The sequence below is a fragment of the Cloacibacillus sp. An23 genome, assembly GCF_002159945.1.
Lineage (GTDB): Bacteria > Synergistota > Synergistia > Synergistales > Synergistaceae > Caccocola.
Map to the genome: position 1 here is coordinate 165,145 of NZ_NFJQ01000006.1, position 16,573 is coordinate 181,717.

Here is a 16,573-nt window from a genome sequence, read left to right on the forward strand (position 1 = left end):
GTTACGAGGGGACAGCCAATGGAGCTCGATGAAAAACTTATGGACGCGCTTTATTCCATCGACTGGTTTTCAAACTGCGGAAAGGCAGCGGCGGTTGAAAACGCGGAAGCCGTCGCCTCGCTCTCAAAGCTCAAACGGTCGATACGGTCAATCAGATATGAAAACGCTGTCCTGGACCGTCAGGGCGATTTTACGGCCGCGCTCTGCGCCTCCCATCGGGAAGAATACAATAAGTGGTGGAACGTACTGGCCGGGCGGTTCAAAGCCGAACGCCTTCCCAAATTGCTCGAGATGTGGGAAAGCGCCCTCGCTCCGCTGGGATTGAATGAAAAATATATAATCAACGATATTTCCTTCAACGTCCTGAACATAGCAATGATAGACGCTTATAAAGAACAGCTCCCGACGCCGGATTTTTTCAAGACCATGCTCGCGGTTTACCGGAGCGGACGCCTGATATGCGGATGGACGGGAAATATAGAAAAAGGCAAATTTCTCGTCTACTGACGCGCGCGGCGAACTGCGCGCCGTTGTAGATGTTTGTGCTCCATATCTTCCCGAACTTCGCCTCGATACGACGGACGCGCAGAAGCCCCTGCCGCAGACGCCAGCGTCCGGTTCCTCTGCCGTGAGGACAGGGAGGGCTTCGGCGTCGCCGCGGTACAGGCCGTCCTTCCGTTCGGCGCATCCGTCTTGGAATATTTCTATTTTTTATCAGCTCACAGCGCGGCAGATTGATCAGTATAATTTACCATAGCTAAAAAGCATGATTTCAATATAACATATCTGCATTAGACATTATATCCGTATGTGCATAAAATCAGAATCAGCAAAGGCTGCGGGACGGCTGAGGAGATATTAGATAAAAATTTGGCAAAGCGGAAGCGATGTCCGACCGGCGACGTTTTAACAACGCTTTGCGAAAGAGATAAAAAACATACGGGAAAGAAGTGAAGATAATGCCTATCGTCAAATCATATTTTTTGTTCATGTAGAAGCCGGGCTTAGATCGTCCGAAGCCGTCAAAACAGTTGATTTCATAAATCACAAATTTCGCCGCCGGCAGTACATACGGGAAATAAGAGTCTAATCAAGAAAGGATATAATACAAATGAAAATGATAAAGTTTTGCAGGCAATGCTTGCTTATCTGCGCGGCCGTCCTCGGGATAATGGGATGCGGGACGGCCTTTGCCTCCAGCCGTATCCTGGTCGTTTCGGGAAGCCCGGATATCCAGAAATCGATCGCCAACCGCACGATCCTCGAAGAAGTACACAAAGCGATTCCGGATGCCGGCATTCTGTACCTCGACCAAACCAAAGTAGAATCTCAGGACGACATAAAACGCGAACGCGAGCGCGTCCTCGACGCGGATATTATAGTGTTTCAGTATCCTATCTATTGGTATCAGCCGCCGTCCATATTCAAAAACTATTTGGACAGCGTCTACACGTTTGGATTCGCCCATGACGCGGAGGGCGGACTGCTGAACGGGAAGACGCTTATTCTGTCGTGCACTTCCGGAGCGCCGGAGAGCGACTACGCCCCCGGAAAGCGCATGAATCACGCCATGATCGATTTCCAGCTTCCGCTGATACAGTTTGCGAATCTTTGCGGACTGGATTTCGGCGGCCTTGTCTACAGCGGGGGTTACAACCTCGGACGCCGCGACCAGGAACACGACAAGCAGGTGGAGCAGGCCCGTCTGCACGCGAAACGTCTGATTGATAAAATCAGAGAGGTTTCGAAATAAACTAAAGCGGGAGGGCAGGCGGGCCGTTTTATGGCGGCGTTTCCGGAATTATTTTCTGGATATACCGGCGATGACAAGCGCTATAAATAGCGTGCCGTTAGGTGGCACGCTATTGTATTAGCTGTACCGGCGCAGCGAATATTTTGTCATGCAGCGCTTGACGCGGCGTCCGGCGGCTTGAACGGCGCGCGCCCGGCGTGAGCTTGAGACTTCGGACTCCCGCGTCGTCGGGAAACGTGCGCGGCGTCAGACGCGGAGCTGCTAAGCTGGGGACGACGTCGTTTTATCCTCCGTCCGCGTGCGGTACCGGGCTTCGGCGTTCAGCGCGCGGCGCGCGGCAAAGCGCCTTTTAACGCCGCGCCGCGTATCATCAGGCCGCCGCGCCGAATGACTGGAATCAAGCCGGACGTGTAAAACGACAATGCGGCCCGTCCTCCTACATCGCAGCCCTGTATATCTTCTCCATGTCCGGTGCGAAGAGCTTTTTCATCGTGCCTACGCCGCCCTCGAATTTCGATTCGCATTTCTCGGCCATTTCCTTCAGCTGCGCTTCGGTCGGCTCTATGCCGAGGCCGCGTATCGTCGTGGGCATTTTTATCTCGCGGTAGAAGTCTTCCATAGCGGCTATACCGGCGAGCGCCGTCTCTTCGTCCGTCGCTCGGCGCGCTACGCACATGACCTCTTCGGCGAATTTCGCGAAGCGCGCGGGGTTTTCCTTGTAGACGTATCTCGCCCAGCTTCCCCATACGGCGGCGAGGCCCGCGCCGTGCGCCACGTCGAAGATAGCGCCTATCTCGTGTTCGAGCTGGTGCGTCGCCCAGTCGCCTCCGTCCGTGCCGCAGCCGGTGAGGCCGTTGTGCGATAGACTGCCGGCCCACATGACTTCGGCGCGCGCGTCGTAGTCGCCGGGCTTTTCCATGAGTATGCGCGCGTTCCTCATCACCGTGCGCATGAGCGCCGCCGCCATGCCGTCGGTCAGCTCCATGTTCCCGCCGCCGCCGAACCAGCGTTCCATCGTGTGCATGAGGATGTCCGTGCAGCCGCAGGCCGTCTGGTAGGCGGGCAGGGTCATTGTCAGCTCCGGGTTCATGACTGCGAATTTCGGGCGGCTGATGTCGTTGCCGTAGCCGCGCTTCGTTTCGGTCTCTTCGTTCGTGATCACCGACGAGGCGCTCATCTCGCTGCCCGCCGCGGAGATCGTCAGCACCGCGCCGACGGGCAGACAGGCGCGCGGAACCCGCGTGCGCGCGTAGAAGTCCCAGACGTCGCCGCGCTCTTCGTCGGCGGCCCCGTAGCCTATCGCCTTCGCCGAGTCTATAACGCTTCCGCCTCCTACGGCCAGTATGAAGTCCGCTCTTTCGCGGAGGCAGAGCTCTATCCCTTCGCGCACGAGCGAGAGACGCGGATTGGGCACGACGCCGCCTAGCTCGGCGAACCCGACGCCCGCTTCGCGCAGCGACTCGCGTATCCTGCCGAGCAGCCCCGTGCGTTCGGCGCTCCCGCCGCCGTAGTGGAGCAGGACTTTTTTGCAGCCGAGCTCCGCGACGAGCGCTCCAGTCTTGTTTTCCGCGCCGCGCCCGAATACTACCTTGGTCGGCGTGTAATATGTGAAGTCTTCTATCATCGGAAAATTTCCCCCTCGCGCGGCAGCCGCGCAGAATTTTCGTGCTTTCGACAATTATACCGTGCGGGCGCGGAACCCGGCGCGCCGGTACGCGCGCGGCGTCGAAATTTCGCGCACGTCCCGCGCAAAGCGGGCGCGCTCTCCGTTATAATAGGGCGTGCCGGCAGCTTTGGAAGGGAGGCGCGCAGTGTGAAACGTTCTTGCAGATCATTGACGGCGGCTGTTTGTCTGGCTTTCTTGTCATTTATATCTCCGCGCGGCGCGGAGGCCGTCCGCATCACGATAGACGTTCCGTCCATAACGGAGACGGTGCTCGAGTCGGGGCGCGACTTTTACGTCGCGGGGCGCGTGGACCGCGAAGGCGTACCGGCTTCGGAGATGCCGCTCGACATCCGCGTCGAGGTGGCGGACGCGGGGGAGATGCGCGACGGCGTACGAAAGCCCGTGCGCGTAGTCGAGAGCCGCGTCTCGCCGGTCAGCGGCGTCACGCCCGAGCGCGACATATTCTTCGAATATCCGGGGATAGCGCCGTGGGCGGAACTGCCGCGCGAGGAGCTCGTTGCCTCGCCGCCGCCGGAGCTGATATTCCGCGCCGAGTCGCCCGAGTCGTTCCTCGACCCGCGCGTGAAGGCCGCGGTGACGGAGGAGCGCTACGCGGCGCTCGTGCAGGGCGGCGTGACGAAGGAATATGACAGCGACTATGCCGAAATCTACGACAAAGACCTCGAATGGAACTATTACCGCGTCACTGTGAGCGCTCTTCACGAGGGGCGCGTCGTCGCGGAGGCCTACAAGGACGTGATGCTCGGCTCCGTGCCGGACAAGATTCTGACGCGCTTCTCGCCGCCCGAACATTTTGAGAAAGCCGCGGCTCTCGCGCGCGAGCGTGGCTGGCGGCTCTATCTCGACCCGTTCCCCGGCTACTGGAACGTCGGCCTCTCGGCGCCCTGCGAGATACCGCTGCGCTGGCGCGCGAACGACGCGCTCGAATATTCGTCTGGCTTCGTCCACACTATAATCTACAACATCTCGGAGCGGAGCACGTCGCAGAGCGTCGAGCTCGGGCGCATGGCTTTCGACGGGCGCATGTTCCGCGACGACGAGGTTGTTTTTTATGTCTACGACATAGGCGAGCCGTCTCTGGCTTACGAAGGACGCAAGGGCGAGGAACTGCGCCGCGAGGGCGAGATAACGCGCCTCGGCGAAGGAGAGCGGCTTCGCTTCGCGCGCGCCGAGCTCGGCGAAAGGCCGGATAAATATTTCCCGCGCGGGAACGCGGGGCGCGTGGACTGGAACGTCTACAACTCCGTGGCGCTCCGTCCCGGCGAGGCTGTGACGCTCTACGGAGCCGTGACGCCGGTACAGCCGATGCTCTCCGAGGTCGAGCCGAACGGCGACGGCACGTACACGGTGAAGAACAGAATAGCGAAAATCCGCCTGCGCGCCGAGGAAATCAGCCGCGGCGAGGTGATTGCCGACGAATTCCCCGTCGGCCTCGAACGCTTCTACGACGAGTCGAAGCCGGACGAAGGTTCGCCCTCGATATACGAATTCCGCCGCACGCTGCGGCTGCCGAAACGCGAGGGAAAGAGCCTCTACACAGTGACGGCGCAGGGATTCGACGTCCGCGGCGAGCCCGTCGAGGGGACGGAGACGATTTTCTATCTCTGGGTGCGATGAAGGGACAAATGCAAAAAATAAAAAATATCTGAAATTTGGAAAAACGGATTTATGTAAGCCAACTGACTGTAAAAAAGCGGGGCCACCGTCAGGCGGCTCCGCTTTTCTGCGTTGCTGGATTTTTTCGCGTTTACGCGCCTTTGCGCAGCATCCAGGCTATTTTAGCGCTTTCTTCGAGCTCTTCGAGCGAATAGAAGGCGTCCATCAGGTTTTTGCCCGGGACTACGGCTCCGTGCTGCTTCAGCAGGTAGCCGCCGCTCTTGTCCACACAGCGCTCGAAGGCGTCGAATAGCGCCTGCGAGCCGGGCTGCTCGTAAGGCACCGCGCCTACCGTGCCGAGCTTCATCTTGAGATACGGCGTGTGGTGCGGTATCACGTCCGTCTCGTCCTCGGCCGGAACGAAGCTCCACAGCACTGCGTAAGTGCCGTGCGTGTGTATGACGGCCTGCGCCTCGGGGCGGTGCTTATAGACGCAGAGGTGCAGCGGCCACTCCTTGCTCGGCTTGTTGTCGGAGAGGATTTTTCCGTCCATGTCCATGACGGCGAACTGTTCCTCCGTCAGCGAGCCGAAGCAGCTTCCGCTCTTCGTTATGTACATCCTGCCGTCGTGCAGGAAGCTCATGTTCGCCGACGAGCCGGAGGTCTTGTTGCGGTCGAACAGGCTCCTGCCTATCCATATCGCGTCGCGCAGTTTTTTCGCAAGCTCTTCCATATTCATTCTTCCTTTCCGGTCATGCGCAGGGCGCGCTCGAAGAAGTCCTCCTGGCCGAAGTTGCCGGATTTCAGCACGAGGCGCACGTCCGGCACTCCGTAGGGCGTCATCACGGGCACGCCGGGCGCGACGCTGTGCCCTATGTGGAAGGCCGAGAAGCCGAGGCCGCGCGTGACGGCTCCCGAAGTCTCGCCGCCCGCGACGATTATCCTCCTGTATCCGGCATTGAGCGCGCGCTTTGCAAGCTCCGCCATCGTGTTCTCGAGCAGAGAGGCGACGGCCTCCTGTCCGAACGTCTGCGCCTCCTTCACGTTGTCGCTCGTGTCGGAGCTGTATATGAGCGTCGGCACGTCCGGCTCCGCCGCGGCGAACTTCCAGATATTCTCTATATTATCGCGCCCCTCGAGCATCGCCACAGGGTCCACTTTGTAGGAGCGCCCGCCGTTTTCAATGAAGTGTTTTATCTGTCCGAGCGTGGCCTTCGAGCAGCTTCCCGCTAAAAGTATCGCGCGCCCGTCCGTGCCGTGGACGTGCGACGGCGCGTAACGGCCGTCCTTCGAGGCTATCTTCGCGAGCGGCTCGAGAATCCCGCTGCCGCCCGTGAGAAGCGCAAGCCCGCCGAAAAGCCCGGCGATACGCTCGCCGTCCTCGTCCGTCTCGTGGTCCGGTATGACGTAGAAATGTTCGCGCCCTTCGCCGAATTTTTTGATTTTCTCGTAAATCTCAGCGTCCGGCAGCGCGAGCTCGTCTTTGTGCAGCTCCATGCACCCGTAGCGGCTCTGCGGGCGCATCAGCTCCGCTATGCGGCTGTCCCACATCGGGGTCAGCGGGTGGTTCTTCATGTGGCTTTCGTCGAGCGGCACGCCGTTCACGTAAAGACGCCCCTGCGAGACAGTCCTGCCGTTCGCGGGCAGGCCGGGGCAGAGCACTGTGTAGCGCGTGCCTAGATATTCCATCGCGGCGTCGGCTATCGGCCCGATGTTGCCCTGCGGTGTCGAGTCGAATGTCGAGCAGTATTTTATATAGAACTGTTTCGCGCCGCGGGCCTCGAGCCATTTCAGCGCGGCGAGAGAATCGCTCACGGCGGCCTCCTTCTCCTGAGTGCGCGACTTGAGCGCTATGACGACGGCCTCCGTCTCGCGCGGCTCATGTTCCGGCACGCCGTTCGTGAGCAGCACGGACATCCCGCCCTTCGCGAGGAACGACGCGGCGTCGCTCGCTCCCGTGAAGTCGTCCGCGACGCATCCTAAGGTCGGCATGATGATCACTCCTCCGTAAAATTTCCCTTTCTGCTTTTAATAATAGCAAATTGAATGCCACCGCGCCCGCGCGTCCGCGCACGGCCGCGGCGGAAATTTACGGTTCGCCGGCGTAAGTGTTGCATTTGATTGACACGTATGTTGCAATGTTGTAACATCGGCGCATCAGTTAGCGATACAGAGACTTAAAGTTAAGGAGAGAACCGTCATGCGCATACTTTTCATCTCCCCGTACCCCGAACTGCGAGACACGGTGGAACGCGTCTTTATGAATCACCCGAAGCGGCGCGAGATAGACATGGAGGTGCGTATAATGACCGTCGATCAGGTCTCAGCGAAGGACGTGGACGCATACGACGTCGTCATCGCGCGCGGCCTGACGGCGAAGCGCGTGCGCTCCATACTGCCGCAGCTCCCGTTCGTAGACCTCACCATCTCGGGCTACGACGTGATACGCACTCTCGCCGAGTGCCGCCGCGACTTCGGCGCGAAGCGCGTCGCTATATGCGGCTTCTACGAGAAGATACGCGAGACCGCGAACATCTGCAAGCTGCTGGACTGCGATATATTTTTCTACCCCGCAGAGACTTACGCGGAGCTTGAAAAAAGTATAGACAGGGCGGAGGCGGACGGATGCGACGCGCTCATAGGAGGATTCTCCGCGGTAGGACTCGCAAGCGCCCGCGGCATAAAATGCCGTCTGATACGCGCGGGCGAGGACGCCATAGTCCACGCGATAAACGTCGCGGTCGAGACCGTGGAACAGATAAAGCACGAGCGCGTGGTCGCGGAGCTCTACAAAACCGTCATATATACGTCGAAGGACGGCGTGCTCTACGTGGACGCGGACGGCGTCATCCAGGTGCGCAACCACGTCGTTAAGGACATGAACCGCGGCGCGAGCCTGCTGCACCGGCAGCTCAAGCCGTCGCTGCCGTACCTCTGCGCCCCGTTCATGGACGTTCTGCTCAGCGGGCAGGGCATAGAGGGGCGCGTCATCACGATTCCCTCGACGGGGATAACCGTATCGGCGTCTCTCGCGCCGGTCAGGGTGGGCGGCCTCATATCGGGCGTCGTGATAACGCTGTCCGACATCACCGACATACAGCGCCTAGAGAGCCAGATACGCCGCAGCCTCAACGAGAAGGGGCTCGTCGCGAAGTACAACTTCGGCGACATCGTACACGAGAGCGAAGTAATAGAGCGCGCCATAGCGACGGCGCAACGCTACGCGGCGTCCGACTCGAACATCATCATCGTCGGCGAGACCGGCACGGGCAAGGAGCTTTTCGCGCAGAGCATCCACAACGCGAGCGCGCGCCGCAAGGGGCCCTTCGTCGCAGTCAACTGCGCGGCGCTTCCTGAAAACCTGCTCGAGAGCGAGCTCTTCGGCTACGTCGAAGGCGCTTTCACCGGCACCAAAAAGGGCGGCAAGATGGGGCTCTTCGAGCTTGCGCACGAAGGGACGCTGTTTCTCGACGAAATAAGCGAAATCTCGCTCTCATTGCAGAGCAAGCTGCTGCGCGTGCTCCAGGAGCGCGAAGTGCGGCGCGTCGGCGACACGAAGGTCATCTCCGTCAACGTGCGCATAATCTCCGCGACCAACAAGAGCATATCTCGGCTCGCCAAGGAAGGGCTCTTCCGCAGCGACCTCATGTACAGGCTCGACGTGCTGCGCCTCTTCCTTCCGCCGCTGCGCGAGCGCGGGCGCGACGCGGAGGTAGTCTTCGCGCACCTGCTGAAGCGCCTCGGCGCTGTCTCCGGCGCGCGCTGCCCCGAGATAGCGCCGTCGGCGCTCGAAGCGCTTGGCGGCTACCCCTTCGCCGGCAACATACGCGAGCTGCGCAACATAGTCGAGCGCGCGGCCGTCCTCTGCGCTGACGGCGTGATAACGAAGGCCGGCGTGCTGAGCGCGCTCTACCCGAAGGACATGGAGCCTGAGCCGGCGCGCCCCATTCACGCCGCGCCGGAGGCGGAGGACGGAGCCCGCGGGGAAAGGGCCGAGGTGGAGCGCGCGCTCGCCGAGTGCGGCGGCAACAGGAGCCGCGCCGCGAAGCAGCTCGGCATAGACCGCTCTACGCTCTGGCGGAAAATCAAAAAATACGGGATAAAATAAAATTTTTATGAGGAGATTGGCACGCAATTTGCTTTTAAGATAAACGGGTTTTTTAATTCACAGTAGGAGGGCCTGTTTATGGCAACTGGTTATGTATTAGCGGTTTTTGCGATCGTTATCGTGCTGATGATTGTGCTTATCTCCAAGTACAAGCTGCACGCGGGATTCGGCATCCTGATCGCGGCGATAGTCCTCGCCATCGGTCTCGGAACGCCGTGGGAGAAAATCGAAGGGACCATCAACAGCGGGTTCGCTGGCACGATTAAAAGCGTCGCGATAGTCATCTTCCTAGGCTGCACGATGGGCACCGTTCTTGAAAAGACGGGAGCCGCCGTACGCATCACGAAGTGGGCCATCAAAATCTGCGGCGAAAAGAATATCATATGGGGAATCGCGCTCGCGTCCTTCATCCTCGGTATTCCTATCTGGGCCGACACCGTAGTCATACTTCTTATACCGATAGTCTCCCTGCTCGCCTATGAGACGAAGAAATCCATGATGAGCTACGGTACCGCGCTTTACATGGGCGCGCTCATCACCGCCTCGCTCGTTCCGCCCACGCCCGGCCCCGTTTCCGCCGCGGCGCTTCTCGGCGTGCCCATCGGCGAAGCGATAATCTGGGGCATCATCGTAGCCATCCCGAGCACCATCGCCGCGACGCTCTACTGCATCACGCTCAAGACCCCCGTCGCGCCTAAGGAAGAGTTCATCAAATCCGCGCGCGATTCCGAGCACATGGAGCTGCCTTCGCTCGGCACGTCGCTCATGCCTATACTCTTCCCGCTCTTCCTCATACTCTGCAACACGGTAACCTCCGTCATAGCACCCAAGACGCCGGTCGCGAACTTCATGTCCTTCATAGGCAGCCCGCTCGCGGCGCTCCTCACCGGATGCATCCTCTCGCTCGTCCTCACGGGCAAAGAGTGGAAGACTAAGAAAGTCCTCAGCAACTGGGTAGACGAAGGCATCAACGCCGCGGCTATGCCGATAATCGTCACCGGTATGGGCGGCGCGCTCGCGGTATTCGTCAAGAACTCCGGCGTCGCCGACCAGATAGGCCAGCTCATAGTCGCTTCGCCATTCCCGCCCATCATCGTCCCGGTGATACTCGCGGCCATCATCCACATGGTCACCGGCTCCAACGCTCTCGGCGTCATGACGGCGGCGGCGCTCGTCCAGCCGATGCTTGACTCGCTCGGCGTCTCGCCGGTCGCGGCCTTCCTCGCCTGCGGCACCGGCGCGCTCATGTTCAAGCACGCGAACTCGAGCGGATTCTGGGTCACGGTCTCTATGTCCAACATGGACGTCAACCAGGGCATCCGCGCCGTCGGCGGCGGCTCGACCGTTGCCGGCTTCACGGGCGCGCTCGTGACCTGCGTGCTCTACATGCTCGGAATCATCTAAACCACTCAGGCTCCGCCGCTCCGGCACGTCTCGGGGCGGCGGTCTTTTTCAGTTGAGACGAATCACGGAAATTTTGCAAAGGAGCGGAAACAATGGAAAAATTCGTAACAAAGGCCGCGCGCCTCAACGGCCCCTACGACATCGAGCTTATTGAAAGAGAGCTCGTCTGCGGGGAGGACGACATAATAGTCAAGAACCACCTCATGGGCATCTGCGGCTCCGACAAGAGCTTCTACCGCGGACACATGCCGCCTCAGACGGCGGAGTTCCGCCAGCCGCCGGAGTTCCCGTTCCTGCTGGGCCACGAGAGCGGCGGCACCGTCGTCGCGGTGGGCAGCCGCGTCAGCGACTACAAGGTAGGCGACAAGGTCATGGCCTTCGGCTGGAACAACAACTTCGCCGAATACTTCAAGGCCAAGTCCTTCCAGCTCCAGCCGGTGCCCTACGATCTCGACATGGACATCGCCGGCCTCGGGGAGCCGACCGCCTGCGCCATGTACTCGGGCCTCAACAGCGGCGTGCAGCTCGGCGACTACGTCGTAGTCATGGGCGCGGGCTACGCGGGACAGATAATCGCGCAGTGCTCGAAGCTCAAGGGAGCATACAAGGTCATCATGGTGGACGTGCTCGAGGGCAAGCTCGAGCTCGCCAAGAGCCTCGGCGTGGACATCACCATCAACAGCAAAGAGGAAGACCCCGTCGCCAAGGTCAAGGAAATCACGAACGGCAGGGGAGCCGACGTTGTGGTGGAGGCCGCCGGCACCGAGGAATCCTTCAACGCCGCGAGCGCGCTCATCAAGCACAACGGCAAGTTCGTCTTCTACAGCTGGGTGACGACCCCCGTGAAGCTCAACATCAGCCGCTGGCACGACGACGGCCTCGAGTTCGTCAACACATGCCTCGTCCACCACACGTGGCAGCAGCGCTACGTCTGGGTGCCAGACACCATGCGCCCGATAGCGCAGGGCCTAGTCAAGATAAAGCCGCTCATCACGCACGAGTTCAAGCTCGACGACATCAAGGCCGGCTTCGAAATGGCCGACAAGAACGACGCCGCGATAAAGATAGTCTTCCGCCCGTAACGGCGCGGCGTGATTTAAGAGAGTAAACGTAAAGAGCCGCCCCTCGCGGAAAATCAGCGCGAGGCGGCTCTTTTGCGCGCGGTCATAACCCGCGCCGCCTTGCGCGTGCCGCGGTGATAAGCGCAGGGGAAGGAGCATACGCGCGAGGCGAAACGGAAAAGTGAAAAAATTTCGCACACGCGGCGGGAACGGCGAACATTTGCGGCGGTTATGCTGTAGAATGGAGAACTGCAATAGCCTGAAAAGGAGGAAGGAATACATGAAACAAAACGAAACTTCATTTAAGAGGAACGATACTCCCCCCCCCCCGAAAAATTAAACTTTCGGTTAATCTCACGCTTTTCAACATTTTTCATCTCGATATTCGTTTTCACGCTCTTTGCGACGGCCTTCGCCTCTCCCGCGCGCGCCGCGATAACTGCCGAAGAGCCGCCGCTCGTTGACGGCGTCTATCAGCTCTCCACTGCGGGACATCTCGTATTCTTCCGCGACGTCGTCAACGGCACGAACGGACAAACTCGGAACACGAGCGCGAGCGCCGTACTTGCGAGCGACATAGACATTTCCGGAGAAAGTAACTGGACGCCGATAGGGGCAGCCGGCAACGATTACGCCGGGACATTCGACGGCGGCGGACACTCGATAAGAGGAATGACGATGACGGGCCGCACCTACAGCGGGCTATTCGGATATATCGGAACCGGCGGAATAATCAAAAACCTGACGGTGGCGGAGGCGGACATAACTGCCTCCAGCGGAAATTCCATGGGCATAATAGCGGGTGTAAACACTGGCGATATAGAAAACTGCACCGTCTCCGGCGGAATAACGACTACCTCCGAAGAGGGCTATTCCAACGCTAGTTATCTCGGCGGGATAGCGGGGCAGAACGAAAGCAGCGGAAAGATAACCAACTGCGTCAACCGCGCCGATGTGTACGGCTATGACTTCTTAGGCGGCGTCGTTGGAAGCAACAACGGCGGAACAGTCGAGAATTGCCGGAATTATGGCACGATTACCGGAATCTATTTTTACATCGGCGGTATCGCAGGATACGGAAGAGGCGATTACAAAATAACTAACTGCGCCAATGAAGGCTCTGTGTCCGGCGCGTCCGTCGCCGACAGCAGACCCCAGAACATCGGCGGCATCGTCGGGTACGGCGGGGCAGGTTCCGTAACGAACTGCGTCAACAGTGGAAAGGTATCCGGGTCGTCCGACTTTGTCGGCGGCATCATGGGCCAAAGCTCCGGCGGCGACAAAATAACGAACTGCGTCAGCACAGGAGAGGTGTCCGGGAATGGCAGCAGCTATGTAGGCGGCATCATCGGACACACAGGAGGGGCGACGCTGGGGAACTGCGCGTGGCTCGAAGGCACGGCGGGCAAAGGCGTAGGGGGGGGAACCCAACCTGGCGGAGTTACAATGATAGGAACAAGCGCAGATGTTAGCGGCATCGCGACGACGCTCTCGGCCTCTATCGACAAGACCGCGATAAACCCGAACGCCGCGACGGGCGACGCCGATTACAGTGCGACGATCAGCCTCGTTCCCTTTCCCGGCAAGCTCGCGGACGTCTACGGCACGGGCGTGAAGGATGCAGGCGCGACGACCAACAGCGGTATCATCAATATAACCGACAACGGCAATGGCACGTTCACTGTCACGCCCACGGGCGCGGCGTCCGGCTCGGCGCAGATAACGGTGACGGCAGACCTCTATAAGTATGATTTTGCATCCTCGTCGTACTCCGGTACGGAATATACGCAGTACACATTCACACTGAACGTCATAGTCTCGGATATCGAACTGACGCAAATCACGCTCTCGCCGGCCTCCGACGACGTGTCGATGAAAATAGGCGAGACGCAGACATTCTCCGTATCATACAAACCGACCAACGCGACGAACAAATCCGTAACGTGGAGCGCCTCGCCAAGCGGCGTCGTGAGCATCACGGACAGCGGAAACGGCGCGGCTACGGTCGCAGCCGTCGCCGCGGGCGAGACGACGCTCACGGTAACGTCGCAGGCAAACTCCGCGCTCACCGACACCTGCAGGATAACAGTAACGCCCGTCTACGCCGAGAACGTAACGATATCGCCCGACGTGACGGAGACGCTCTACCTCGACGGAAGCTCGCACACATTCACGGCCACGGTCTCGCCCGCAAACGCGGCGAACCGGAACGTAACGTGGAGCCTGACGGACGTGAGCGGCACTCTGGTACAGAACGGGGACGTGAGCATATCGGGCGGCGCGACGGACAACCCCGTGACGGTATCGACGAAGAACGCGGCTTCCGCCGGAAGCGTGAAGCTGACCGCGACGGCGGCTGGCGGCGACCCGCAGAGCGGACAGCCGAGCGGCGAACTGACGCTCGACTTCGCGCTGCCGAACGTGAGCGGGCTTGCGCTTAACGCGGAGACGCTCGACATCGACCTGAATGTCGCGGCATACGGCGAGCTTGAAGCGAAGGTCTCGCCCTCGAACGCCCAGTTCAGCGCCGTGACGTGGAGCGTAGAGCCGCCGATTGCGAGCATTTCATACGACGGCGACAAACAGACGAAGGTGACGATAACTCCGTCGAAGGGCGGCACGGCGACGGTGACGGCCTCGGTCGGCGGGTATTCCGACACGTGTGCTCTGACGGTCACGCCTATCTACGCGACTGGGCTGACGCTGTCGAGCGGCTCGCTCTCGCTCGAGTCCGGTACGACGGCGGCGCTCACTGCGGCCGTGACGCCGGATAACGCGACGGACAGGAGCGTAACGTGGACGACGAGCGACGCGGCTGTGGCGTCGGTAGACGAAAACGGCACGGTCAGCGCGCACGACGCGGGAAGCGCGACTATAACGGCGACGGCGAACGGCGCGCGCGAAGGAGCGGAGCTCACGGCGCGCTGTATCGTAACAGTGACTCTGCCGCCTGTGCCGGTCGAGGACATAGACATAGACGCGAGTGGAAGCACTGCGCTGACGGTGGGCGGCACGGTCAAATTTACCGCGACGGTGACGCCGCCGAACGCGACCAACCCCGCCGTAACGTGGGCGAGTTCCGATGAATCTGTCGCGACGGTGGACGCCGAAGGGCTTGTCACGGCAAGAGGCGAGGGCACGGCGACGATAACCGCGACGAGCATAGACGGAAGCGTAGCCGCGAGCGTGACTGTGACTGTAGCCGCCGCCGAGCCGGCGCCGGCACCGCAGCCCTCGGGCGGCGGCGGAGGCGGATGCTCCGCGGGATGGGGAGCGCTCGCTCTGCTTGCGATAGTCCCGCTCGCGATGAAGAGAAGGAAATAACGCGCGCCGCGCGCCGGCGCGAAGCGCAATCCACAAGACGAGAGAGAGGCCGCGCGCCTCTCTCTTCTCTTGCGCGCCGTACAAAAAATCCCCGCCGCGCGGACGGGGATTTCGTACTGCTGTGTTCTTTCGCGGATTTCGCGCGGCTTACAGCGCGAAGCCTTTTTCGTAGAGCTCCACGGGGACGCCGCTGCCGAGGTCCACGGAGTCTTTCGTGACGGGCTCGCCCTTCTTTATGTCGTGCTTCAGCGTGAGGCCGTTCAGCAGATAGAACGGGGCGATCTCCGCAGCTTCGGCCTTCTCCCAGAGCTCGGGGACGAGGCCGTCTATCGAGTGGTGGTGCCCCTTGACTTCAAGCACAGTCCCGGCGGGGAGGTCGCGGCTCGCGACGCCCGCCATGACGGAGACCTGACGGCACTCGGGGTGCGCGCCGATTCCCATGAAGTCGCCGAGGATTATCGAAGCCGGCGTCTCTGTGCCCATGATGTGGTAGGGCAGGAAGAGGCAGGCGTATTTTTTGTTGCGGCTTACGACGTGGCCTTTGCCCGCGAGAAGCTCCCACACCGCGTCGTTCTCGCATTTGACGATGATGAATTCGCCGCCGCCGAAGCTCGCCTCGTCGGGCGCGCGCAGGCAGCAGAAGACGTCCACGACGCCGGTCTTCTTAAGCACGCCGCCGTCCTCCTCGGGGATGAAGATGTCGGCGAGCTCGCTCGCCTTCGCTACGGGATAGCTGAGGCGCTTCGCGGCGGGGACGAGGCCCGTGATGTTGGAGACGAGGTTCATCTCGCAGAGGTCGGCGGAGATGACGTTCATGTATTTTTCAAGCAGTTTGCGGCGTCCCTCGAGCGTCGAGCGGTCCTTGTAGTGCCAGAACTCTTTGAGGCCGGGGATGTTCTCGTGCGGGAAGTGCGGGCCTTCGGTCATCGTCATTTCGCCGGTCTCGGGATCCCATACGAAGTCGTACTCGCTCGCCTTGCCCGCCGCGATTATCTCGAAGCCGAGCAGCGTGCCCCACGACCAGAGATCGACGAGGTTGCGCGGCTGGTCGCCGTTGACGAGCGCGTATATCGCGTTGTTCTCGGCGGCTATCTGGTTCAGCATCGTGCCGCAGACGCTGTCGGTCTCCTTCGAGCACATATAGACGTTTATGCCCCTCCGAAGAGCTTCTATGCAGACCTCGGAGCTGACGAGGGAGTTGCCGGTGCATTCGACGAGCGCGGTGATGTCGCTCTCGGGGACGAGGCGGTAGTCGCCGACGATGAGCACCGCGTCCTTCGGCGCGGCCTGTATCTCTTCCTTGGTCGAGCAGACGGCGAGCTTCTCTTTAGGCCATCCGAGCTCGATGAGGACCTTCTCGCATTCGTCGGTGTGGCGCGAGGATATGAGGCGCAGCTCCATCAGCTTGACCTTCGGTATCTGCGCGAGCAGCGTGTAGCCGTAGCCCTTAGTCGCTCCTATTATCCCAACACGCGACTTCTTGCCGCCGGCGTTCTTCAGCAGATTGGTGTAGTCCATAAGCCCATCTCCTTATGAAAATTTGTATGAAACCTACCGCCTATAGTTATAGCAAACGCCGTGCCAAAGTTTTTGCGCAGGGGCGCGCGCTTTTGCCCGCCTGCGGCGCTGTGGTGTTGCAT

The 16,573-nt window shown here is 60.4% G+C and carries 11 protein-coding genes; 7 read left to right on the top strand and 4 right to left on the bottom strand.

The genetic code is table 11. The features are described from left to right. The first annotated feature begins 18 nt into the window (after window positions 1-18). Both B5F39_RS07530 and B5F39_RS07535 read left to right on the top strand, forming a co-directional pair. The gene (locus B5F39_RS07530; RefSeq protein ID WP_143330687.1) at window positions 19-507 is read left to right on the top strand and encodes a hypothetical protein; all 489 of its coding nucleotides are present in this window, start codon (window positions 19-21) and stop codon (window positions 505-507) included. Window positions 508-1,141: 634 nt separating this feature from the next. After that, complete coding sequence (locus B5F39_RS07535) at window positions 1,142-1,753, top strand: NAD(P)H-dependent oxidoreductase (RefSeq protein ID WP_158095979.1); 612 nt, start codon at window positions 1,142-1,144, stop codon at window positions 1,751-1,753. Window positions 1,754-2,189: 436 nt separating this feature from the next. On the opposite strand, the gene B5F39_RS07540 is transcribed toward B5F39_RS07535, so the two are convergent. After that, window positions 2,190-3,377 carry an iron-containing alcohol dehydrogenase gene (locus tag B5F39_RS07540; RefSeq protein ID WP_239391167.1) on the bottom strand — a complete coding sequence of 396 codons (1,188 nt, stop codon included), beginning with the start codon at window positions 3,375-3,377 and terminating at the stop codon, window positions 2,190-2,192. A gap of 237 nt (window positions 3,378-3,614) precedes the next feature. Here B5F39_RS07540 and B5F39_RS07545 point away from each other — a divergent pair, with 237 nt between their 5' ends. Next, entirely contained in the window at window positions 3,615-5,057 is a 1,443-nt protein-coding gene (locus tag B5F39_RS07545; RefSeq protein WP_087365527.1) for a hypothetical protein, read from the top strand. Between the two features lie 130 nt (window positions 5,058-5,187). Here the strand turns inward: B5F39_RS07545 and B5F39_RS07550 are convergent, their stop codons facing one another. Together B5F39_RS07550 and otnK are read right to left on the bottom strand one after the other, a co-directional pair. After that, on the bottom strand, window positions 5,188-5,769 hold the full coding sequence (locus B5F39_RS07550) for a class II aldolase/adducin family protein (protein WP_204245071.1): 582 nt from the start codon (window positions 5,767-5,769) through the stop codon (window positions 5,188-5,190). Between the two features lie 2 nt (window positions 5,770-5,771). Beyond that, window positions 5,772-7,028: a 3-oxo-tetronate kinase gene (otnK, locus tag B5F39_RS07555; protein WP_087365530.1), complete on the bottom strand. Its 1,257-nt coding sequence runs from the start codon at window positions 7,026-7,028 to the stop codon at window positions 5,772-5,774. A gap of 208 nt (window positions 7,029-7,236) precedes the next feature. Here otnK and B5F39_RS07560 point away from each other — a divergent pair, with 208 nt between their 5' ends. The 4 genes from B5F39_RS07560 (at window position 7,237) to B5F39_RS07575 (ending at window position 14,933) form a co-directional block, all read left to right on the top strand. After that, the gene (locus tag B5F39_RS07560; protein ID WP_087365532.1) at window positions 7,237-9,144 is read left to right on the top strand and encodes a sigma 54-interacting transcriptional regulator; all 1,908 of its coding nucleotides are present in this window, start codon (window positions 7,237-7,239) and stop codon (window positions 9,142-9,144) included. 78 nt (window positions 9,145-9,222) lie between these two features. Beyond that, window positions 9,223-10,548 (top strand): SLC13 family permease, encoded by a 1,326-nt coding sequence (locus B5F39_RS07565; RefSeq protein ID WP_087365535.1) that lies wholly within the window; start codon window positions 9,223-9,225, stop codon window positions 10,546-10,548. 92 nt (window positions 10,549-10,640) lie between these two features. After that, complete coding sequence (locus tag B5F39_RS07570) at window positions 10,641-11,630, top strand: zinc-binding dehydrogenase (RefSeq protein WP_087365536.1); 990 nt, start codon at window positions 10,641-10,643, stop codon at window positions 11,628-11,630. 657 nt (window positions 11,631-12,287) lie between these two features. Next, window positions 12,288-14,933 carry an Ig-like domain-containing protein gene (locus B5F39_RS07575; protein WP_158095980.1) on the top strand — a complete coding sequence of 882 codons (2,646 nt, stop codon included), beginning with the start codon at window positions 12,288-12,290 and terminating at the stop codon, window positions 14,931-14,933. Window positions 14,934-15,080: 147 nt separating this feature from the next. Here the strand turns inward: B5F39_RS07575 and B5F39_RS07580 are convergent, their stop codons facing one another. Next, entirely contained in the window at window positions 15,081-16,451 is a 1,371-nt protein-coding gene (locus B5F39_RS07580; protein WP_087365539.1) for an SAF domain-containing protein, read from the bottom strand. Window positions 16,452-16,573: the final 122 nt, after the last annotated feature.